Below are 20,524 nucleotides of genomic sequence, written 5' to 3' on the forward strand. Positions count from 1 at the left end.
TTAGGCAAACGTCCGGAATTGCCGGATCGTTTCCTCTGCTTCATCGACGGCTTCGGGCGTGCCAACGGTCAGCCAGTGCCCGTCCATCATCATTCCGTAGAGCCTGCCGCGGCCGATCGCCTTGTCGAAGTAACTGTTGATGTTAAAGGGCTCGCGCGGCGCATCATCGAGAAATTCGGGCCGCATCGCAAAGGCGCCGGCATAGACGACGGGGTTCGACTGGTCGTCCCGGTAGCGTGTCAGGCGGCCATCCGCTGCCATGCTGAAATCATTGATGCCATTATGGCCGGTCGTGTTCTCGATGCGCACGCAAAGCATTGCCATGTCCATGCTGCCGGCGTCGAAGAATCCGGCTAATCGATCGAGGTTGCTCGGTGCGCCCGGCTGTTCGCCAATCCAGAAGAGATCGGCGTTCATCACGAAGATCGTCTCCCGGTCGAGCAGCGTCAGACCCTTGACGATGCCACCGCCATTGTTCAGCAGGCCGCCGCGCTCGTCGGAAATCAGGATATCGAGGCCGTGATACGACTTCAGATGCGCTTCCATCTGGTCGGCGAAATGGTGGACGTTGACGGCAACGCGTTCGACGCCGGCCTGCTTCAGCGAGTCCAGCGTATAGTCGATCATCGGCTTGCCGCCGATCTTCACCAGCGGCTTCGGCATCGTATCGGTAATCGGGCGCATGCGGGTGCCAAGACCCGCCGCCAATACCATGGCTTGTTTGATTGTCATTGTGGTCCGGAACTTATGATTCGCTCATGCCTATTCCAGCCCTTGCGCACCATTCGCGCAAGGGGGCGAGCGGTTCATGCTCAAGAGCGACCTGAAGATAGGCCAGTGTGCGCGGCATGTGCTTGAGATAACCCGGTTTACCGTCACGCTGCAACAGCCGGACCCAGAGCCCGGCAAGTTTGCAATTGCGCTGCGCAGACATGATCGCCCAGCTCTTCAGGAAGGATGTTTCATCGAAGCCGCCCTGGGCCCGGCGGATCGACAGATAGTCGTCCATGAGCTCCCGGAAGAGCGGTGGTTCGATGGTGACCCGCGCGTCCTGGGCGATCGATGCCAGATCGTAGGACGTCGGGCCGATCATCGCGTCCTGGAAATCGATCAGGCCGATCTTCTGGATCCCCTGCCGGTCACCGCGCCAGATGATGTTCGGCGAATGGAAATCGCGCAGCAGCAGGTTCCTTTCGGCATCGGCCAACTGGTCGATGAGATCGTCCCAGATTGCGAGATACGTGTCCCGCTCCGCATCCGAGGCTGCCTGGCCGCCGCGCTTCCACGGCAGATGCCAGTCGAGCACCAGGCGGACTTCCATCTTCATCGCTGTCCGGTCGAAATCCGGGATGTGGTGAACATGATCCTTTGTGACGGGGATATCCTGCGGGATCTGCATGCCGTGCAGATGCGCCAGGCAGGCGACGCTTTCGCGGTAGCGCTCGGCAATCGGTTGTCCGCCGGTATCCAGAACGCCTTCGGTTCCGAGATCCTCAATCAGCAATATGCCCTGGTCATAGTCGACGCCGTAGATGTCAGGCGTTGCGAAGCCGCGCTGCCGCAGAGCATCTGCGATGGCAACGAAGGGATAGGCGTTCTCTGCAAGATGGGCGACCTTCGGGTAGGGCTTGCCGTCAAGGACTGCGGGTCCTTCCGGCAGCGGCGGCCAATCCATCAGGATCTTCCGCTTGCCTGTCGCGGGATAGACCGCCTCATAGGCGCGCAACGATGCATCGCCCGTCAGGAAGCGTCGTCCGGCGCCGGCGTAGCCGAGACCGGCGAGAAATGTCCGGATAGCCAGGACGCGCTGGATACGCTCGGCTTTTTTCGGCGGCGCCTCGATGGTCAGGCGGCGTCCGGCGCCCTCGTGCGTCAGGGTCAGTTCAATCCGATCGCCAGGCATCTCGTCTGCGGCCATCTCGGGCCACTCGACGAGGCAAATACCCGATTGCAGCGCTTCGTCGAAACCAAGTTCTTCAAGCTCGGAGCCATCGGCAAGCCGGTAGAGATCGAAATGCGCAACCGGAATTCTGAGATCATAGGCTTGGACCAGCGTGAATGTCGGGCTTGGCACTTCCAACGCCGGATCGTCGGCGATGGCGCGGATCAGCGCCCGGGCCAGAGACGATTTACCGGCGCCAAGATCACCCGAAAGCGTCAGGCAGTCGCCCGGCTTGACGGCGAGCGCCAAATCTTCGCCGAGACGGCCGGTTGCCGCCTCGTCTTCCAGAAACAGGGAGATCGCGCCAGCGTCGGCCGTCATTCGGCGGCTGCGACGGCACGCGGCAGGTTGACGGATGGAATCCGGCAAACGACCGTGGTGCCGCGGCCAGGCTTGCTGTCGATCGTTACCTTGCCGTTATGCAGGCTGACGAAGCTGTCGACGATCGAGAGACCGAGACCGGCACCACCGCGCTTACCGCTCTTTGCACCCGTGGCGAAGCGATCGAAGACAGTAGCGATCATCTCCTGCGAGATGCCCGGGCCACGATCGGCGACCGAAAATACGAAATCGGTGCCTTCGCGATGGCATTCGAGCGCGATCGCCGCGCCCTCGGGCGAAAAGTTGGCGGCATTCGACAGCAGTTTCAGCAGGATCTGCTTCAGGCGCTGCGAATCGGCAACGATGGTGCCGAGCTGCGACGGCGAGGTGATCTCAAGCGTTACGCCGCTTTCCTGCAGCCGGTCGGCGATCTGCATCGAGACGTCATCCAGGAGGTCGCTGAGATCGATCTCGGAATAGTTCAGCCGCATAATGCCTGCATCGACGGTTGCGAGGTCAAGAATGTCGTTGACCAGCGTCAGCAGGACAGATGAGGAAGTGGCGATATGGTCGATATATTCGGCCTGCCGATCGTTCAGCGGACCGACGCCCGGCGTGCGCAGCAGATCGGTGAAACCGATGATGTTGGTCAGCGGCGAACGAAGCTCGTAGGAAACGTGCTGGACGAAATCGTTCTTCAGCTCGTCGGCCTTGCGCAGCGCTTCGTTCTTCTCGGTCAGGGCGCGCTCGGCGCGCACCGAATCCGTCATGTTAACGAAGGTCAGCATCGTCTGTGCATTCGGCAGCGGTATCACTGCATAGTCGAGCACGAGGCCGGAGAACAGTTCCAGCGTGCCCTGGCTCGAACGGCGTTCGTCGTCGAAGCTGGTGATGAGCTCGGCAAAGGTCTTCCAGCCATCCGGCTTGTCATAAGACGGAGCACAAGCTTCGCCGACGGCGCGGATATGGGTGCCCGGCTTGGCTTCGGCCTCGGTGATTCCCCAAAGCACGCGGAAGGCAGGGTTCGACAGGCGGATTCGTCCGTCAGGCCCGAACACCGCAACACCTTCCGAAAGGTGGTCGATCGTCTCGCCCTGAACCTTCACCAGCGTGTTGTAGCGCGTTTCGAGATCGACCTGCTCGGTGAGGTTCTCGAATACCCAGGTAGCGCCACCTTGTGGATGCGCTGTGGCGAAGACGCGCAGCGTCTGGCCGTTCGGCAGATGCCAGAGGTCGGATTTCGTATCGAGAGCCTGGTAGACGGAAAGCGCTGTTTCCTTCCAGCTCTTCCAGTTCAGCTGATCCGGCAGTTTCTTGGCGGCCCGCAGGCGCTCTAGAAGCTCGGCATTGTCAGGCTTGCGCTCGAGGAAGGCGATATCGAGCTCCCAGAGGGTCACGAAGGCCTGATTATAGAATTGCAGCCGCTGCTCGCCATCGAAGATCGCAACCGGTGTTGCCAGATGATCGAGTGTCTCGGCATGGCTTTTCAGCGTCCGCTCAAGCTCGGCGCGAACCGCCTCCGCATCCGAGACGTCGATTGCGATGCCCGCCGATCCGGTAGGAACCTTGACATCGACGACGTCGAAGAATGTTCGGTTGCCGCTGACGACAGTCGAAATCTTGTCGTGAAAAGGCGATTCGGGCGTCGCCGTGGCGCGGATGCGCTCGCGGGCGATCGTCGTCAGGAATTCACGGCTCTCGTTGATTGCCTGCTGCGGCGATTTCGCCTCGACGGCATCGCCGTAAGCCTGGTTGACCCAGGTCAGGCGGCCCTCGACGTCGCGCTGCCAGGCCGGCAGGTCGATGGCATCGAGCAGGCTCTGGAAGGCCGAGATCGACGACATCAGCCGTTCGCGCTCGATCTTCAGTTCGGCGAGTTCGGCGCGCAGATTGTTGAGCGCGACAAAGCGGACAAAGGCGCGGCCGCCGGAAACACGGCCCTGCGCCTCGAGAATTTCATCGCGATTGGTTTCGACCACCATATCGAAGCTCTGGCCTGCTTCGCGCAGGCGGTCGATTGCATGGTCAAGCTCGGATGCCGAACGGGGCTTCAGCCACAGGCCGAATGCCAGGAATTCGTTGTCCTGCGGAGCACCTGTTTCGGCCGGCAGTTGTCCCAGCAGTTCGGGGCGCTCGCTGCCGTCCCAAACGACGATGCGGCGGTTCTTGTCGGCGATTAGTGCCTGATATTGCGATATGCGCTGCTGCGCGTCCGACAGCGCGGTGCGGATATCGCGGCTCTCGGTTTCCAGGTTGCCGCGCTGGCGCACCAGCCAGAGGGTGGAAAGCAGAGCCGCGGAGATGACCCCGATGACAACGGAAACGCCGACGACCTGCGATGACGTGAACAGGTGTGCCGATGCCGCAGCCTCGGATTCAACCTGAGCCAGAACCGGCCGCGCAAGCGCTGCGATCGCCGTGCCACCGGCACAAATCTTCGCCAGCCGCGTCAGCGAGCTTTTTCCCTGCTTCACGGCCCGCCCGGCCGCCGCAGGTGTATTGTGTTGTGCTGCCGCTACCTGGTGGATATCGGGCCGAGCGCCGTCATCCACCTGTGCTGGCAGGCTTTTCTTTACGTCCGGCATTCCCGGTCTGTCTCCGTCCTTTAATGTGCCGCATCACGACAAGACATCCCATTTTCGGGCAAACGGACGAGTCCGGGCCACGAATCGAGTTCTAAAACAATACTTCGGATGGGATTCAGCGGGAAGGTAGGAGGCAAAAAATAAGGGCGCCGCAAATGTCAATGCGGCGCCCATCAAGATGTTGTGGATACTGGCGATACGATTAGTATCTGTAGTGGTCAGCCTTGAACGGGCCCTGCGGCTTCACGCCGATATAGGCAGCCTGTTCTTCAGAAAGTTGGGTCAGCTTCACGCCGAGCTTGCCGAGATGCAGGCGGGCGACCTTCTCGTCGAGATGCTTCGGCAGGATGTAGACCTGATTGGAATACTGGTCCGGCTTGGTGAAAAGCTCGATCTGCGCCAGCGTTTGGTTGGTGAAGGAGGCCGACATCACGAAGGACGGATGGCCGGTGGCGTTGCCGAGGTTCAGCAGGCGTCCTTCCGACAGCAGGATGATGCGATTGCCCTTCGGGAACTCGATCAGGTCGACCTGCGGCTTGACGTTGGTCCACTTGAGGTTACGCAGCGCCGCAACTTCGATTTCGTTGTCGAAGTGGCCGATGTTGCCAACGATCGCCATGTCCTTCATCGCACGCATGTGGTCGATGCGGATGACGTCCTTGTTGCCGGTCGTGGTGATGAAGATATCGGCCGAAGAGACGACGTCTTCGAGCAGAACGACTTCGTAGCCATCCATGGCGGCCTGCAGCGCGCAGATCGGGTCGGCTTCCGTGACCTTGACGCGGGCGCCGGCGCCGGAGAGCGAAGCGGCAGAACCCTTGCCGACGTCGCCGTAACCGCAGACGACGGCAACCTTGCCGGCCATCATCACGTCGGTACCGCGGCGGATGCCGTCAACCAGCGATTCCTTGCAGCCGTACTTGTTGTCGAACTTCGACTTGGTGACGCTATCGTTGACGTTGATCGCCGGGAACGGCAGCAGGCCCTTGGCATGCAGCTGATAGAGGCGGTTGACGCCAGTGGTGGTCTCTTCGGTGACGCCCTTGATCGCGTCGCGCTGCTTGGTGAACCAGCCCGGCGATGCCGCAAGGCGCTTCTTGATCTGAGCGAAGAGGATTTCTTCTTCCTCGGAATGCGGGTTCGACAGCACGTCTTCACCGGCTTCGGCGCGCGCGCCGAGCAGGATGTACATGGTCGCGTCGCCGCCATCGTCGAGGATCATGTTGGAGAAGCCGCCATCGGCCCACTGGAAGATCTTGTCGGTATAGGTCCAGTAGTCTTCGAGCGACTCGCCCTTGATCGCGAAGACCGGGATGCCGGCAGCGGCGATCGCAGCAGCAGCGTGATCCTGCGTCGAGAAGATGTTGCACGAGGCCCAGCGAACTTCCGCGCCAAGCGCCGTCAGCGTCTCGATGAGAACGGCGGTCTGGATCGTCATGTGCAGCGAGCCGGTGATGCGCGCGCCCTTCAGCGGCTTCGACTGGCCGAATTCTTCGCGGCTGGACATCAGGCCCGGCATTTCGGTTTCGGCGATCGTAATTTCCTTACGGCCAAAATCTGCAAGACCGATATCGGCGACGACATAATCTTTTTCAGTGCTCATTGAGGTCTCCAGCTGAAAAGCATCTCAAAATCAAACCTGCGCCGCAAATATCGCGCAGCGCCAACACGTGCCTTATGCACGGCCATGCCAGCCGTTTATCAGGCTTCAGGGACCATGGCAATAAAGATATAAAGAAGTCTTTATATGGTTATATGACGGCGCGGATCAGATCTCTTCGCCGAACTTGTTCTGGATCAGCTGATCCAGGGCGTCGAGGGCTTCGATCGCCTGGTTGCCGCTGGCGGTGACCAGCACGGTCGAGCCGGGGCTCGCGGCAAGCATCATCAGGCCCATGATCGACGTGCCACCGACGGTCATGCCGTCCTTGGACACGGTGATCGCAGCGTCGAACGTATCGACCATCTGGACGAATTTCGCTGAGGCGCGGGCATGAAGACCGCGCTTGTTGATGATGAGGAGTTCCCGGGAGAGCTGCGTCGTGGTCATGAAGGCCCGTTATTTTCCGCTGAGAACGCGGCTCGCGACGTTGATGTATTTCCGGCCGGCTTCCGAAGCTTCGGCCAGGGCCTTTTCCATGTTGTTCTCGCCTCTGACGCCAGCGAGCTTGATCAGCATCGGCAGGTTCATACCGGCAATCACTTCGGTATGGCCGCTGCTCATCACCGAGATGGCAAGGTTGGAAGGCGTACCGCCGAACATATCGGTGAGGATCACCACACCATGACCGTCATCGGCGCCGGCGACAGCTTGAAGAATATCCTGCCGCCGCTGATCCATATCGTCTTCGGGGCCGATGCAGACCGTCTCGATGAATTTCTGAGGACCGACGACATGCTCGACAGCATGACGAAACTCTTCAGCCAGCTTGCCATGAGTGACAAGCACAAGTCCGATCATGATTTAACTGCTCCCAATGGCATATCAACGGCGGCCCCAATATCGCAATGCAACAATCGCGTCCACCGGTGGGGGCACATCTTGGCGATCAAAAGCCGAAGTGCAAGACAAAAATGCGGAGATCGCAGGCAATTCTGCCGGTTTATGAGGCATTATCGACCGATTTCCGGGGCTTTCGCCATCAGAACCGCGAGCGGTAGCCGCGTGTCGCCAAGCAGCCGGATGACCGGCAGCAGAAAGCCACTGGCGACCTCCATTTGCTCATTTTCCGGCGGCAGGCGATTTTCGCCGGAGGCGCTGCCGGGCAGGATGGCGAAATGCATGGCGGCCTCGGCAATGCTGTCCAGCGCCACGATGCCGGTGCCTCGAAGTTCGATCAGCCCGGCGATCGAATCCGGCCGCCGGGCGATGATCTGCCCCTCCCGGTTCTCGAGAAATACCTGATCGTCGGCAACGAGCACGGCGTCGAGGCCAATCCGCTTCGCCTCGGTCAGACAGGTGAAGGCGAGCATCGACTTGCCCCAGCCGGATGGCCCTGAAAACAACAGTCCGGTGCCGTTGATCCTGATCGCCGTCGCGTGAACGTTGACCGGCGCACTCATCAGCTATTGGCAGCCGCGGGCAGGGCGAGGATGAAGCGGGCGCCAAGAATCTCGGCACTTTCCGCATCGATAATGTTTTCGGCGCGCAGCGAGCCGCCATGGGCTTCGGCAATCTGGCGGCTGATCGACAGGCCGAGACCGGAATTCTGCCCGAAGCCCTCCGACTCGGGCCGGTCGGTATAGAAGCGCTCGAAAATGCGATCGATGTTCTCGGCCTGGATGCCCGGACCGTTGTCTTCGATATAGACGAGGCAGCGGGAACGGGTCCGCACCAGCCGCACAATGATCCGGCCGCCTTCCTGGGGAACGAAGGAGCGGGCATTCTCGATCAGGTTGGTAACGATCTGGCCGATGCGCAGGTCGTGGCCGTTGACGACAAAGCGGGTCTTCACCCCCGGCTTCCGCTCGATCACCAGCTCGATATGCACATCCTTGTTCTTGCTGCGGATCTGCCTGGAGACGTCGACGAGATCGGTCAGGAACTTTTCCAGATCGACAGAGCGGGCATCGACACGCGCCAGTTCGGCATCGAGACGCGATGCGTCGGAAATGTCGCTGATCAGGCGATCTAGGCGGCGAACGTCATGCTGGATGACATCCATCAGCCGTTTCTTGGAATCGTCGGATTTTGCCAGCGGCAGCGTCTCGACCGCGCTTCGGAGCGACGTCAGCGGGTTCTTCAACTCGTGGCTGACATCGGCGGCAAAGCTCTCGATCGCATCGATGCGGTCGTAGAGTGCGGTTGTCATTTCACGCAGTGCAATCGAAAGATTGCCGATTTCGTCCTGGCGGGCGGAGAAGTCGGGGATCTCCTCGCGCTCCTTGGCGCCGCGCCGGACGCGGATCGCGGCTGCCGACAGGCGGCGGAGCGGATTGGCGATGGTTGACGACAGAACGAGTGACAGCAGCACGTTGACGAGCGTCGCAACACCGAAAACACGCATGATCGCCAGACGTTCCGCGTGAACGATGTTGTCGATATCGCCGGCCTGGGTCGAAAGCAGAAGCACGCCGAGAACCGCGCGGAAACGCTGCACCGGCACGGCGACCGAGACGATCAGCTCGCCCTTCTCGGTGGTGCGCACCACTGCGCCGCGCACGCCGGTCAGCGCATTCATCACTTCAGGATAGATCGAGCCGTCGCCACCCGGCGCTTCCTTGTAAACCGGCAGATTGCCGGGCTGCAGCGCCTTGTTGAACAGGGTGGTGAACCATTCGCCCCATGTCTGCTTCTCTTCCTCGACTGGCGGAAGATCGAAACGGAGCACCTGGCCGCGGGAATAGAGATGGCGGGAATCGAGCAGCAGATTGGCATCGGCGTCGAAGATGCGGGCGCGGGTGCGCGTCGGCGAGATCAGCCGGCGCAGAACCGGCGCCACCTTTTCCGGATCGATCGGAAATTCCAGATCTTCGTCATTAGGAACAGGGGTGATGCTTTGGCCGGCCTGCAGTTCCAGCAGCTTCTGCGGATCGATGGTGATCGAATTTGTATCGACCGATGCCGAAGCGGAGACCGCACCGGCAATGATTTCACCCTGCGTCAAAAGGCTTTCGACGCGCGCGTCGATCAGCCCCTCGCGGAACTGGTTGAGGTAGAGAATGCCGCCGACGAGGACGAGCAGCGCCGCCAGATTGAAGAACAGGATGCGGCGCGTCAGGCTGGAAAAGACGGCATTGCCGAAGATCCGGCGGATGATGGTGAAGGGATGCGACCAGCGCCTTCCCCGGACGCGGCGGCCGGTTACGCCATCCGCATCGTCCAGATCCCTTTCCTGCACCAACTGTGCCAACGACAGGCCCTTTCGGAGGGCGCGGCCGGATATGCGGCCAGCGAGCCCTCAACAATACTCATGTGCCCCGCGGTAACGCGTCAGGCTGCTTCGCGGAAGCGGTAACCCACTCCGTAGAGCGTTTCAATCATATCAAAATCGTTGTCGACCATCTTGAATTTCTTGCGCAGCCGCTTGATGTGGCTGTCGATGGTGCGGTCGTCGACATAGACCTGCTCGTCATAGGCAGCATCCATCAGCGCATCGCGGCTCTTGACGACGCCCGGGCGCTGCGCAAGCGAATGCAGGATCAGGAATTCGGTGACGGTCAGCGTCACCGGTTCGGCTTTCCAGGTGCAGGTGTGGCGCTCCTGGTCCATGACCAGCTGTCCACGTTCCAGCGAGCGGGCAGGCTGGGCTGCACCGGGCTTCGGCGCGGTACCGCTTGTGCCTGCGGCCGCGGCCGCTTCCCGGCTCGAGGCGCGGCGAAGCACGGCGCGAACGCGCTCGACCAGCAGGCGCTGCGAGAACGGCTTGGTGATGAAATCGTCGGCACCCATCTTGAGGCCGAAGAGCTCATCGATCTCCTCATCCTTGGACGTCAGGAAGATGACCGGCATGTCGGACTTCTGGCGTAGGCGGCGCAGAAGCTCCATCCCGTCCATCCGCGGCATCTTGATGTCGAAGATGGCGAGCTGCGGCGGACGGGCGATGAGACCATCGAGCGCCGAAGCGCCGTCCGTATATGTCTCGACCTTATATCCCTCGGCTTCCAGTGCGATCGACACTGACGTCAGGATGTTGCGGTCGTCGTCAACGAGCGCGATTGTCGGCATGGTGTTCGTCTCCGTCATTTATGCGCATCTCCCGGAATTTTTGATGTCCCCAGGCGGCCTCTCCAGCCGGATGCGCTTATGGAGGATAAAGGTGGAACAAATTGTGGCAAAGATAAAGGGGCGGATTGTTCGAATATTCCGGCCGCAATCAAAGGTGGTGCGACATACTGAACCAAACCATCCAGTTCAAACGATTTAAAAATAACGATTCTTATTTAAATCGATTAAATATATGATATCATTACACTTTTCGAATTACACTCTCTTGCTTTTTAAAATTCCCCATCTTAGGTTCGCGTCAGTTTTAACGGCTGTATGCCTGAGCAAAGGGAAGAGCGATGGAAACGTTCGGAGTTCATAACCCGGCGGTAGCGCTGGCGACGATCGGTTTGGAGGGCGCTGCAAGCGTTCGCTATAACTTTACCGCCGCCTCCCTCTATGAGGAGTCGATTCGCCGTGGAGAAGCCGAACTCACCGCCCAGGGCGCGCTGCGCGCATTGACCGGCCAGCACACCGGCCGTTCGCCGCGCGACAAGTTTGTCGTTCGCGATGCCGATACCGAAGCGCAGATCTGGTGGGACAACAACAAGCCGATGTCGCCGGAGCACTTCGCCGTGCTGCATGCCGACATGCTGGCTCACGTGAAGGGCAGGGAGCTTTTCGTGCAGGACCTGATCGGCGGTGCCGATGCCGGTCATGCTCTGCCGTCGCGTGTCGTCACCGAGTTTGCCTGGCACTCGCTGTTCATCCGCAATCTGCTGATCCGCCCGGAGCTCGAAGCGCTGAAGACCTTCGTGCCGAAGCTAACGATCATCGATCTGCCGAGCTTCAAGGCTGATCCGGACCGCCATGGCTGCCGTAGCGAAACGGTCATTGCCTGCGACCTGACCAAGGGTCTCGTGCTGATCGGCGGCACGTCCTACGCAGGTGAAATGAAGAAATCGGTTTTCACCGTCCTCAACTACCTGCTTCCGGCCAAGGGCGTCATGCCGATGCACTGCTCGGCCAATGCCGGCCCGGATGGCGATAGCGCTGTCTTCTTCGGCCTGTCGGGCACCGGCAAGACGACGCTGTCGGCCGATCCGGCCCGTACGCTGATCGGCGATGACGAGCATGGCTGGGGCGAAAACGGCATCTTCAACTTCGAAGGCGGTTGCTATGCCAAGACCATCCGTCTCTCGGCAGAAGCCGAACCAGAGATTTACGCGACGACGCAGCGCTTCGGCACGGTTCTCGAAAATGTCGTGCTGAACGAACAGCGCGAGCCGGATTTCGACGATGGCTCGCTGACGGAAAATACCCGTTGCGCCTATCCGCTGGACTTTATCCCGAACGCCTCCAAGACCGGCCTCGCCGCACATCCGAAGACGATCATCATGCTGACGGCAGATGCCTTCGGCGTCATGCCGCCGATTGCCCGCCTGACGCCTGAACAGGCCATGTATCACTTCCTGTCCGGTTACACCGCAAAGGTCGCTGGTACCGAAAAGGGCGTGACCGAGCCGGAAGCAACCTTCTCGACCTGCTTCGGCGCCCCCTTCATGCCGCGTCATCCGGCTGAATACGGCAATCTGCTGAAGGAGCTGATCGGCCGTCACGGCGTCGAATGCTGGCTCGTCAACACCGGCTGGACCGGTGGCGCCTATGGCACCGGCAAGCGTATGCCGATCAAGGCGACACGCGCTTTGCTGGCCGCCGCCTTGTCGGGTGAACTCGCCAAGGCCGACTTCCGCGCCGATGCGAACTTCGGCTTTGCCGTTCCGGTGTCGGTCGATGGTGTCGATAACGGTATCCTCGATCCGCGCTCGACCTGGGCCGATGCTGCAGCCTATGACCGCCAGGCCGAAAAGCTCGTCGGCATGTTCATCGCCAACTTCGCCAAATTCGAGGAACATGTCGATGGTGGCGTGCGCGACGCGGCACCGGGCCTGAAGATCGCTGCCGAGTGATCTAAACGGCTGATGATTCACGTGAAACCCGGCGGGCGACTGCCGGGTTTTTCTTTGCATGTTCCAAAAGTCCGGATGATGTGAGATAGGTCGAGAATGGCCAGCGACGCGCTCTATATCAACGACCGGATTACCATCGCCGGATGGGAGCTGACGGAACAGTTCGTTCTGGCGGGCGGCCCCGGCGGACAGAACGTCAACAAGGTCTCGACCGCAGTCCAGCTTTTCTTCAGCCTGGAGAGCTCGCCGTCCCTGCCGGACCGCGTCAAGGCGAATGCCATCAAGCTCGCCGGAAGACGCATGTCGAAGGACGGCGTCTTGATGATCGAGGCAAGCCGCTTCCGCAGCCAGGACCGCAATCGCGAGGATGCCCGCGAGCGCCTGAAAGAGCTGGTTCTCGAAGCCGCCAAACCGCCGCCGCCGCCCCGAAAAAAGACCCGGCCGACCAAAGGCTCCGTCGAGCGCCGCCTGAAGGAAAAGTCGGGCCGCTCCGAGGTCAAGAAGATGCGCGGCCGGCCGGCCGGAGACTGACATGCTCGAAATCTCCAGCGGCATCCGGCATTTTCCAGGCTATCTCGATCGCCCCGCTCAGGAGACGATGATCGAGACGATCCGCCAGATCGTTTCCGCCGCGCCGCTGTTCACGCCTGTGATGCCCGGCACCGGCAAGCCGATGTCCGTCCGTATGAGCAATTGCGGTGAGCTTGGATGGGTCACGGACAAGGAGCGCGGCTATCGCTACCAGCCGGTCCATCCGCTGACCGGAGAGGCTTGGCCGCCCATCCCGGACGCACTCATGCAGATCTGGAACGAGGTTTCCGGTTATCACCTGCCGCCACAGGCCTGCCTCATCAATTTCTACGCCGACGACGCCAAGATGGGCCTGCACCAGGACAAGGACGAGCAGGATCTCCGGGCGCCAGTCGTTTCCATCTCTCTCGGCAACACCTGCCTCTTCCGCGTCGGCGGAACCACGCGGACCGACCGCACCCAATCGCTGAAGCTCGCAAGCGGCGACGTCATCGTCCTCGGCGGCGATGGCCGCCTCTGCTTCCACGGTGTCGATCGCATCTATCCCGCCACCTCGACGCTGCTGAAAAGCGGCGGCCGGATCAATCTGACGTTAAGGCGTGTGACGCCGTGAATCCGGCTAAAGCTTTCTGAGAGCGACCTGTTCGATCAGGTGGTTTGGTCCCTTGCGCAGGATCAGATCGGCGCGGGGGCGGGTCGGCAGGATGTTCTGGCGCAGGTTCTTCAGGTTGATGTTGGCCCACAGCCCTTCGGCGATGCGGAGCGCTTCCTTTTCGCTGATCGAGGCGTAGCGGTGGAAGTAGGAATTCGGGTCGCGGAAGGCGGTTTCGCGCAGACGCATGAAGCGGTGCACGTACCAGTTATGGATCTGCTTTTCCTCGGCATCGATATAGATCGAGAAGTCGAAGAAGTCGGAAACCATCGGCACGATCTTGCCGTCAGCCGGCAGGTCGCGCGATTGCAGCACGTTGATGCCTTCGAAGATCAGGATATCGGGACGGTCGATGATCTTGTATTCGTTCGGGATGACGTCATAGACGAGGTGCGAGTAGATGGGCGCCTTGACGTCCGCCTGTCCCGCCTTGATTGCCGAAAGGAAGCGCAGGATCGCTCCGGTGTCGTAGCTTTCAGGAAAACCCTTGCGCTGCATCAGGTTTTCGCGCTCCAGAACCGCGTTCGGATGCAGGAAACCGTCGGTGGTGATCAGGTCGACCTTCGGGCTCGACGGCCAGCGGCGCAGCAACTCTTTCAGAACGCGGGCCGTCGTCGATTTGCCGACGGCGACCGATCCGGCAATGCCGATGACGAACGGCGTCTTGGCCACGCCCTCAAGATTGAGGAAGCGGTTGCGCTGTTCGAAAAGCAGCTGCGACGACTCGACATGCGACGACAGCAGGCGCGAGAGCGAGAGATAAATGCGCCTGACTTCGTCGAGGTCGATTGGGTCGCCCATCGAACGCAGCCGCGTGACTTCCTCGCTGGTCAGTGTCAGCGGCGTATCGGCGCGGAACTTCGACCATTCCTCGGAGGAAAAGAAGTGATAGGGCGAATAGGCATTCGCCTGGAAGTGATCGAGCGCCTCGGGCGCTCCGATGATTTGCGACACGATACTCATGAACTCTGCCGGCTGGCCTTTTCCTTGAGGCCGGACTGAGCGGTCCGCCGCTCAAGTTCGGCCATGACATCCTGCAACGGAATGCCTGCAATCTTCAATACGACCAATAGGTGATAGAGGACATCGGCTGACTCGTAGGTGAGGTTGGCCCTGTCATCGGTCACCGCCGCCATCACGGCTTCGATTGCCTCTTCGCCAAGCTTCTTGGCTGCCTTCGGCTGCCCGGCCAGGACAAGCTTGGCCGTCCAGGATTCGTCCGGTGAGGCCTTCGACCGCTCGTCGACGATCTTTTCCAGATCGGAAAGGGAAAATCCGCTCATTCTATCGCTTTCACTCAGTCGAGCCGCATCGCAATGCCGTTTGAAGACATATAGCGCTTCGCTTCGCCGACGGAATAGGTGCCGAAATGGAAGATCGACGCGGCGAGAACGGCCGTCGCATGGCCTTCCTTCACACCCGCCACCAGATCGTCGAGGCTGCCGACGCCGCCGGAGGCGATGACGGGGACGCGAACGCTGTCGGCAATCGCTCGCGTCAGCTCCAGATCGTAGCCGATCTTGGTACCGTCGCGATCCATCGAGGTCACAAGCAGCTCACCGGCGCCGCGGGCAACCATCTTCTGCGCGAACTCGACGGCGTCGATGCCGGTCGCGTTGCGGCCACCATGGGTGTAGATCTCCCAGGCGCTGAGATTGTCCTGGCCGACGGCCTGCGTACGGCGGCGCTTGGCGTCGATCGACACGACGATGCACTGGTCGCCAAACTTGTCGGCGGCTTCCGCCACGAAATCAGGGTTGTTGACGGCGGCCGAATTGATCGAGACCTTGTCGGCGCCGCAGAGCAGCAGCTTGCGGATATCAGCAATGGTGCGAACACCGCCGCCGACCGTCAGAGGCATGAAGCACTGCTCGGCGGTCCGCGAAACGACGTCGAAGATCGTGTCGCGATTGTCTGACGAAGCGGTGATGTCCAGAAAGCAGAGTTCGTCGGCACCGGCAGCGTCATAGGCTTTCGCGGCCTCGACGGGATCACCGGCATCGATGAGATTGGTGAAGTTGACGCCCTTGACGACACGGCCGTCCTTGACGTCGAGGCAGGGGATGACACGGGCTTTCAGCGTCATTGTGCGATCTCCTTGGCGCGGGCCGCGTTGATCAGCGACAGTGCTTCCGCCGGATCGATACGACCATCATAGAGTGCGCGGCCGGAAATCGCGCCTTCGAGCTTGCGGGCATCCGGCTGCAGCATCCGCTCGATATCGGCGATCGAAGCGAGGCCGCCCGAAGCGATCACGGGAATCGAAACAGCTTCGGCAAGTTCCAACGTCGAGGCCCAGTTAATGCCGGCAAGGATGCCGTCGCGGTCGATGTCGGTATAGATGATCGCCGCGACACCGGCGCCCTCGAATTTCTTCGCCAGCTCGATAATGCCGAGCTCCGAGGCCTCGGCCCATCCCTCGACGGCGACCTTGCCGCCCTTGGCGTCGATGCCCACGGCAACGCGACCCGGAAAAGCCTTGCAGGCTTCGATGACAAGCGCCGGATCGCGAACCGCGACCGTGCCCAGAATGACGCGGGCGAGCCCGCGCGACAGCCAGCTTTCGATATGGTCGAGCGTGCGGATACCGCCGCCGAGCTGCACCGGGTTCTTCGTCGCCTTCAGGATCGCATCGACAGCAGAGCCGTTGACGCTTTCACCGGCAAAGGCGCCGTTGAGATCGACGACATGCAGCCATTCGAAACCCTGGTCTTCGAAAGCCTTGGCCTGCGCTGCAGGGTCGGGATTGTAGACCGTCGCCTGGTCCATATCGCCGAGCTTCAGGCGAACGCACTGGCCGTCCTTCAGGTCGATGGCGGGAAAGAGGATCATGATGTCTGTCCTTGCTTTGCGCGAGCCTCAAGGCTTCCAGCGCAGAAAATTGGTGATCAGGGCGAGGCCGAGCTTCTGGCTCTTTTCCGGATGGAACTGGGCGCCCACCATGTTGTCGCGGCCGACAAAGGCGGTCATCGGGCCACCGTAACCGGTGGTCGCGATGACGTCAGACGCGTTTTCCGCATCCAGATGGTAGGAATGCACGAAATAGGCATGCAGCCCGTCAGGTCCGGTCGGGATGCCGTCGAAAAGCGGATGCGGAGACCTGATATCGAGCGTGTTCCAGCCGATCTGCGGGATCTTCAGAGAGGCATCGTCAGGCGTCATTTCCTTGACGTCGCCGGGAATCCAGCCGAAGCCTCGCGTGACAGTCTTTTCCAGCCCGCGAGATGACATCAGCTGCATGCCGACGCAAATGCCGAGGAAGGGTTTGGCCTTCTTCTCGACAGCCTCGATCAGCGCCTCGGCCATGCCCGGCACAGCATCGAGGCCGCGGCGGCAATCGGCATAGGCGCCGACGCCGGGGAGCACGATCCGGTCCGCGGCGGCAACGTCTTCCGCCTTGTCCGTCAGGTCGATATGGGCGTCGATGCCGGCCTCGCGCGCTGCGCGTTCAAAGGCTTTCGTTGCCGAGCGCAGATTGCCCGAGCCGTAGTCGATAATTGCGACGCGCATCAGCGTCCTCCATCAAAACCAAAGAGACCAAGCGAGGTGGCGTTGCCGTGGCGGCCGGTGGAGCGTTGATGTCGCTCCCATTCCGGTGCCGGCACGCTGCTATCCCGCTCGATGGTCTCGATACCGGAAAAATAGATCTCTTCGGCCGCATCGACGGAGTCGGCCGTAACGACGGCATCCTCGTTCCAGCCCTTGGCGGCGAGGCTGCGGATTCGGAAACTCTGCCCCTCGAGCGCAACGATCAGGCTTGCCGCCAGTGTGATCGCAAATCCCGCCGGCCACAGACCCTGCCGCTCCATCAGAACGCCGCCGATAGCCTGTGCGAGGAAGGCGGCCGCCGCATGCAGCCAGAGGCGATGCGCCAGCAGCCACAGCCATGGAAAGAAGAAACCCAGAAACGTAAAGCCGTCGCGGATGACGCGCGTCTTCTCGTGGCCGGTATCCGCTCCGTCAGGGGCGGTGAGAAACAGATAGCTGGAAGTCAATGTCGTCAAGCTCCCTCAAGGGGCTCAGACGAGCGTGCCCTTCGTCGAGGGAACACGGCCCGCCTGTCTCGGATCGATCTCTGTCGCCGTACGCAGCGCGCGGGCAACGGCCTTGAAGCAGGTCTCTGCGATATGGTGGTTGTTGGCACCATAATGGTTGAGCACATGCAAGGTGATGCCGGCGTTCTGCGCGAGCGCCTGGAAGAATTCGCGGACCAGCTCCGTATCGAACGTGCCGATCTTCGGCGCGCTGAACGCAACGTTCCAGACGAGGAAAGGGCGGCCGGAAAGATCGACCGCGGCCTTTGTCATCGTCTCGTCCATCGCAAGGTCGATCGAGGCGTAGCGGGTAATGCCGCGGCGGTCGCCGAGCGCTTTCGAAATTGCCTGGCCGATCGCGATTCCAGTGTCTTCGACAGCGTGATGGTCGTCCACATGGAGGTCGCCCTGCGTCTCGATCTCCATGTCGATGAGCGAATGTCGCGACAGCTGGTCGAGCATATGGTCGAAGAAGCCGACGCCCGTCGAAATCTTCGACTTGCCGGTGCCGTCAAGATTGACCGAAACCGAAACCGAGGTTTCGTTGGTCTTGCGGGAAACGGCGCCCGTGCGGCTTGCTGCTGTCTCGGCCATATGGCTGCTCCATCGGGAATGACGCGGGTTCCATATCAGGCGTTCCCTAAAATATCCAGAAGCGGGGCGGCAGAAAAACGGCACCATTTGCAATCGGCCGAAGCCCACTTACATAGGTCTCAACAGGGCCGGTGAGCGGCCTAACCAGAAGCGCCCGGCATCCGGGCAAGGATGTTTTATGACAACGATTATTACAGTTCGAAAAGGCGGCAAGGTGGTCATGGCTGGCGATGGCCAGGTGAGCCTCGGCCAGACCGTCATGAAGGGCAATGCCCGCAAGGTTCGCCGTATCGGCAAGGGCGGCGAAGTGATCGCCGGTTTCGCCGGCGCCACCGCCGATGCCTTCACGCTGCTCGAGCGTCTCGAAAAGAAGCTGGAGCAGTATCCGGGCCAGCTGATGCGCGCCGCCGTCGAGCTCGCCAAGGACTGGCGCACCGACAAATATCTCCGCAATCTCGAAGCCATGATGCTGGTCGCCGACAAGACCGTCACCCTTGCCGTCACCGGCAACGGCGACGTTCTTGAGCCGGAGCACGGCACGATGGCCATCGGCTCGGGCGGCAATTTCGCGCTCGCCGCATCGCTGGCCTTGCTGGATTCCGACAAGTCGGCCGAAGAGGTCGCGCGCAAGTCGCTCGATATCGCTGCCGATATCTGCGTCTATACCAATCACAACATCATCGTCGAAACGCTCGACGCCGAGTAACGGCCACTTAAATCAGAAGGGTTCCCGAAAGCCGGGCCACGACGGACGGCGAGACCGGGAAAGCCGAAAGGACGCCATGACCACTTTTTCCCCCCGCGAGATCGTATCCGAACTCGATCGTCACATCATCGGCCAGCACGACGCCAAGCGCGCCGTGGCGATCGCGCTGCGCAACCGCTGGCGCCGCCAGCAGCTCGACGAGAGCCTGCGCGATGAAGTGATGCCGAAGAACATCCTGATGATCGGCCCGACAGGCGTCGGCAAGACGGAAATCTCCCGCCGTCTTGCGAAGCTCGCCGGTGCGCCTTTCATCAAGGTGGAAGCCACCAAGTTCACCGAAGTCGGCTATGTCGGCCGCGATGTCGAACAGATCATCCGTGACCTCGTCGAGATCGGCATCGGGCTCATTCGCGACAAAAAGCGCGCCGAAGTCGAAGCCAAGGCGCATATGAGCGCCGAGGAACGCGTTCTCGATGCCTTGGTCGGCGCCACCGCGTCGCCCGCAACGCGCGATAGCTTCCGCAAGAAGCTCCGCACCGGCGAGCTCGACGACAAGGAAATCGATATCGAAGTCGCCGATTCCGGTTCGGGCATGGGTGGATTTGAGATCCCGGGCATGCCGGGTGCCAATATCGGCGTTCTGAACCTGTCCGATATGTTCGGAAAAGCGATGGGCGGCCGTACCAAGAAGGTCCGCACGACGGTCAAGGCATCCTATACCGATCTGATCCGCGACGAATCCGACAAGCTGATCGACAACGAAGTGATCCAGCGCGAAGCGGTTCGCTCCGTCGAGAACGACGGCATCGTCTTCCTCGACGAGATCGACAAGATCGCTGCCCGCGATGGCGGCATGGGTGCCGGGGTGTCCCGCGAGGGTGTTCAGCGCGACCTGCTGCCGCTCGTCGAGGGTACGACGGTTTCGACCAAGTATGGCCCGGTCAAGACCGATCATATTCTCTTCATCGCTTCCGGTGCCTTCCATGTCTCCAAGCCCTCGGATCTTCTGCCGGAACTGCAGGGCCGCCTGCCGATCCGCGTCGAGCTCCGGCCGCTCACCAAGGAAGATTTCCGCCGCATCCTGACGGAAACCGAGGCCAGCCTCATCCGCCAGTACCGGGCGCTGATGCAGACGGAAGAACTGAGCCTCGACTTCACCAGCGACGCGATCGACGCGCTTGCCGATGTTGCCGTTCACCTGAACTCGACGGTCGAGAATATCGGCGCCCGCCGCCTGCAGACGGTCATGGAACGGGTGCTGGACGAAATCTCGTTCAACGCGCCGGATCGTGGCGGCAGTGCCGTGACCATCGACGCGGACTACGTCCGGGAGCATGTCGGCGATCTCGCCAACAATACCGATCTCTCGCGCTTCATCCTTTAAATTTCTCAATGCGCGAAATGCTTTGCGTTTCGCGCAGGCGATTTTGACGATCGAACCCTCGACAGCGGGCCTTTTACTTTTTAGTGAAGGGCCCGGTTTCTTTTGCCGGCGCGGCTTTATTAGGACAAGATTCTGGTTCAGTCACCGCGCTTCGCAGA

At 61.0% G+C, this 20,524-nt stretch carries 21 protein-coding genes; 5 read left to right on the forward strand and 16 right to left on the reverse strand.

Annotated elements, in window-relative coordinates; translation table 11 throughout:
• The 9 genes from J2X43_RS20465 to J2X43_RS20505 form a co-directional block, all read right to left on the reverse strand.
• Nucleotides 1-732: a nucleotidyltransferase family protein gene (locus J2X43_RS20465; protein ID WP_310296656.1), complete on the reverse strand. Its 732-nt coding sequence runs from the start codon at nt 730-732 to the stop codon at nt 1-3.
• A gap of 13 nt (nt 733-745) precedes the next feature.
• Nucleotides 746-2,263 carry a tRNA (adenosine(37)-N6)-threonylcarbamoyltransferase complex ATPase subunit type 1 TsaE gene (tsaE, locus tag J2X43_RS20470; RefSeq protein WP_310296658.1) on the reverse strand — a complete coding sequence of 506 codons (1,518 nt, stop codon included), beginning with the start codon at nt 2,261-2,263 and terminating at the stop codon, nt 746-748.
• Nucleotides 2,260-4,848, reverse strand: a complete 2,589-nt coding sequence (locus tag J2X43_RS20475; protein ID WP_310296660.1) for an ATP-binding protein — start codon at nt 4,846-4,848, stop codon at nt 2,260-2,262. Before J2X43_RS20475 ends, tsaE begins: the two co-directional genes overlap by 4 nt.
• Nucleotides 4,849-5,050: 202 nt before the next feature.
• Entirely contained in the window at nt 5,051-6,451 is a 1,401-nt protein-coding gene (gene ahcY, locus J2X43_RS20480) for an adenosylhomocysteinase (protein ID WP_112386029.1), read from the reverse strand.
• 165 nt (nt 6,452-6,616) lie between these two features.
• Nucleotides 6,617-6,898 (reverse strand): HPr family phosphocarrier protein, encoded by a 282-nt coding sequence (locus J2X43_RS20485; protein WP_112386030.1) that lies wholly within the window; start codon nt 6,896-6,898, stop codon nt 6,617-6,619.
• A gap of 9 nt (nt 6,899-6,907) precedes the next feature.
• Nucleotides 6,908-7,309, reverse strand: a complete 402-nt coding sequence (locus J2X43_RS20490) for a PTS sugar transporter subunit IIA (protein ID WP_025584219.1) — start codon at nt 7,307-7,309, stop codon at nt 6,908-6,910.
• A 152-nt stretch (nt 7,310-7,461) separates the two neighbouring features.
• Nucleotides 7,462-7,911 (reverse strand): serine/threonine protein kinase, encoded by a 450-nt coding sequence (locus tag J2X43_RS20495; RefSeq protein WP_310296664.1) that lies wholly within the window; start codon nt 7,909-7,911, stop codon nt 7,462-7,464.
• Nucleotides 7,911-9,674 (reverse strand): sensor histidine kinase, encoded by a 1,764-nt coding sequence (locus J2X43_RS20500; protein WP_310296721.1) that lies wholly within the window; start codon nt 9,672-9,674, stop codon nt 7,911-7,913. The genes J2X43_RS20495 and J2X43_RS20500 overlap by 1 nt, the downstream gene beginning before the upstream one ends.
• Nucleotides 9,675-9,781: 107 nt before the next feature.
• On the reverse strand, nt 9,782-10,516 hold the full coding sequence (locus J2X43_RS20505; protein ID WP_310296724.1) for a response regulator transcription factor: 735 nt from the start codon (nt 10,514-10,516) through the stop codon (nt 9,782-9,784).
• Between the two features lie 338 nt (nt 10,517-10,854).
• Here J2X43_RS20505 and J2X43_RS20510 point away from each other — a divergent pair, with 338 nt between their 5' ends.
• From J2X43_RS20510 to J2X43_RS20520, 3 genes are all read left to right on the forward strand, one after another.
• On the forward strand, nt 10,855-12,465 hold the full coding sequence (locus tag J2X43_RS20510; RefSeq protein WP_310296666.1) for a phosphoenolpyruvate carboxykinase: 1,611 nt from the start codon (nt 10,855-10,857) through the stop codon (nt 12,463-12,465).
• Between the two features lie 96 nt (nt 12,466-12,561).
• On the forward strand, nt 12,562-12,996 hold the full coding sequence (gene arfB, locus J2X43_RS20515) for an alternative ribosome rescue aminoacyl-tRNA hydrolase ArfB (RefSeq protein ID WP_310296668.1): 435 nt from the start codon (nt 12,562-12,564) through the stop codon (nt 12,994-12,996).
• 1 nt (nt 12,997) lies between these two features.
• Nucleotides 12,998-13,609 carry an alpha-ketoglutarate-dependent dioxygenase AlkB gene (locus J2X43_RS20520; protein WP_310296670.1) on the forward strand — a complete coding sequence of 204 codons (612 nt, stop codon included), beginning with the start codon at nt 12,998-13,000 and terminating at the stop codon, nt 13,607-13,609.
• A 6-nt stretch (nt 13,610-13,615) separates the two neighbouring features.
• Here the strand turns inward: J2X43_RS20520 and coaA are convergent, their stop codons facing one another.
• The 7 genes from coaA to hisB are packed head-to-tail and all read right to left on the reverse strand — an operon-like array spanning nt 13,616 to nt 18,276.
• Entirely contained in the window at nt 13,616-14,611 is a 996-nt protein-coding gene (gene coaA / locus J2X43_RS20525; protein ID WP_310296672.1) for a type I pantothenate kinase, read from the reverse strand.
• Nucleotides 14,608-14,931, reverse strand: coding sequence for a phosphoribosyl-ATP diphosphatase (locus J2X43_RS20530; protein WP_112517929.1), 324 nt, complete (start codon nt 14,929-14,931; stop codon nt 14,608-14,610). The genes coaA and J2X43_RS20530 overlap by 4 nt, the downstream gene beginning before the upstream one ends.
• 14 nt (nt 14,932-14,945) lie before the next feature.
• A complete protein-coding gene (gene hisF, locus J2X43_RS20535) occupies nt 14,946-15,734 on the reverse strand; it encodes an imidazole glycerol phosphate synthase subunit HisF (RefSeq protein ID WP_310296675.1) in 789 nt (262 codons plus the stop codon).
• Nucleotides 15,731-16,480 (reverse strand): 1-(5-phosphoribosyl)-5-[(5-phosphoribosylamino)methylideneamino]imidazole-4-carboxamide isomerase, encoded by a 750-nt coding sequence (hisA, locus tag J2X43_RS20540; RefSeq protein WP_310296677.1) that lies wholly within the window; start codon nt 16,478-16,480, stop codon nt 15,731-15,733. The genes hisF and hisA overlap by 4 nt, the downstream gene beginning before the upstream one ends.
• 27 nt (nt 16,481-16,507) lie before the next feature.
• Nucleotides 16,508-17,158, reverse strand: a complete 651-nt coding sequence (gene hisH / locus J2X43_RS20545; protein WP_310296678.1) for an imidazole glycerol phosphate synthase subunit HisH — start codon at nt 17,156-17,158, stop codon at nt 16,508-16,510.
• A complete protein-coding gene (locus J2X43_RS20550) occupies nt 17,158-17,643 on the reverse strand; it encodes a DUF2628 domain-containing protein (RefSeq protein WP_310296726.1) in 486 nt (161 codons plus the stop codon). Before J2X43_RS20550 ends, hisH begins: the two co-directional genes overlap by 1 nt.
• Nucleotides 17,644-17,667: 24 nt before the next feature.
• Nucleotides 17,668-18,276, reverse strand: a complete 609-nt coding sequence (hisB, locus tag J2X43_RS20555; protein WP_112386043.1) for an imidazoleglycerol-phosphate dehydratase HisB — start codon at nt 18,274-18,276, stop codon at nt 17,668-17,670.
• A 178-nt stretch (nt 18,277-18,454) separates the two neighbouring features.
• Here hisB and hslV point away from each other — a divergent pair, with 178 nt between their 5' ends.
• Nucleotides 18,455-18,982 (forward strand): ATP-dependent protease subunit HslV, encoded by a 528-nt coding sequence (gene hslV, locus J2X43_RS20560; RefSeq protein ID WP_310296680.1) that lies wholly within the window; start codon nt 18,455-18,457, stop codon nt 18,980-18,982.
• A 76-nt stretch (nt 18,983-19,058) separates the two neighbouring features.
• Nucleotides 19,059-20,366, forward strand: coding sequence for an ATP-dependent protease ATPase subunit HslU (gene hslU / locus J2X43_RS20565; RefSeq protein ID WP_310296682.1), 1,308 nt, complete (start codon nt 19,059-19,061; stop codon nt 20,364-20,366).
• Nucleotides 20,367-20,524: the final 158 nt, after the last annotated feature.

It is taken from the genome of Rhizobium sp. BE258 (assembly GCF_031457345.1).
Taxonomy (GTDB): domain Bacteria; phylum Pseudomonadota; class Alphaproteobacteria; order Rhizobiales; family Rhizobiaceae; genus Rhizobium.

Excerpts from the sequence above, each read along its gene's own strand:
- J2X43_RS20465 (WP_310296656.1), bottom strand. The coding sequence starts at position 732 with ATGACAATCAAACAAGCCATGGTATTGGCGGCGGGTCTTGGCACCCGC.
- tsaE (WP_310296658.1), bottom strand. The coding sequence starts at position 2,263 with ATGACGGCCGACGCTGGCGCGATCTCCCTGTTTCTGGAAGACGAGGCG.
- J2X43_RS20475 (WP_310296660.1), bottom strand. The coding sequence starts at position 4,848 with ATGCCGGACGTAAAGAAAAGCCTGCCAGCACAGGTGGATGACGGCGCT.
- ahcY (WP_112386029.1), bottom strand. The coding sequence starts at position 6,451 with ATGAGCACTGAAAAAGATTATGTCGTCGCCGATATCGGTCTTGCAGAT.
- J2X43_RS20485 (WP_112386030.1), bottom strand. The coding sequence starts at position 6,898 with ATGACCACGACGCAGCTCTCCCGGGAACTCCTCATCATCAACAAGCGC.
- J2X43_RS20490 (WP_025584219.1), bottom strand. The coding sequence starts at position 7,309 with ATGATCGGACTTGTGCTTGTCACTCATGGCAAGCTGGCTGAAGAGTTT.
- J2X43_RS20495 (WP_310296664.1), bottom strand. The coding sequence starts at position 7,911 with ATGAGTGCGCCGGTCAACGTTCACGCGACGGCGATCAGGATCAACGGC.
- J2X43_RS20505 (WP_310296724.1), bottom strand. The coding sequence starts at position 10,516 with ATGCCGACAATCGCGCTCGTTGACGACGACCGCAACATCCTGACGTCA.
- J2X43_RS20510 (WP_310296666.1), top strand. The coding sequence starts at position 10,855 with ATGGAAACGTTCGGAGTTCATAACCCGGCGGTAGCGCTGGCGACGATC.
- arfB (WP_310296668.1), top strand. The coding sequence starts at position 12,562 with ATGGCCAGCGACGCGCTCTATATCAACGACCGGATTACCATCGCCGGA.
- J2X43_RS20520 (WP_310296670.1), top strand. The coding sequence starts at position 12,998 with ATGCTCGAAATCTCCAGCGGCATCCGGCATTTTCCAGGCTATCTCGAT.
- coaA (WP_310296672.1), bottom strand. The coding sequence starts at position 14,611 with ATGAGTATCGTGTCGCAAATCATCGGAGCGCCCGAGGCGCTCGATCAC.
- J2X43_RS20530 (WP_112517929.1), bottom strand. The coding sequence starts at position 14,931 with ATGAGCGGATTTTCCCTTTCCGATCTGGAAAAGATCGTCGACGAGCGG.
- hisF (WP_310296675.1), bottom strand. The coding sequence starts at position 15,734 with ATGACGCTGAAAGCCCGTGTCATCCCCTGCCTCGACGTCAAGGACGGC.
- hisA (WP_310296677.1), bottom strand. The coding sequence starts at position 16,480 with ATGATCCTCTTTCCCGCCATCGACCTGAAGGACGGCCAGTGCGTTCGC.
- hisH (WP_310296678.1), bottom strand. The coding sequence starts at position 17,158 with ATGCGCGTCGCAATTATCGACTACGGCTCGGGCAATCTGCGCTCGGCA.
- hisB (WP_112386043.1), bottom strand. The coding sequence starts at position 18,276 with ATGGCCGAGACAGCAGCAAGCCGCACGGGCGCCGTTTCCCGCAAGACC.
- hslV (WP_310296680.1), top strand. The coding sequence starts at position 18,455 with ATGACAACGATTATTACAGTTCGAAAAGGCGGCAAGGTGGTCATGGCT.
- hslU (WP_310296682.1), top strand. The coding sequence starts at position 19,059 with ATGACCACTTTTTCCCCCCGCGAGATCGTATCCGAACTCGATCGTCAC.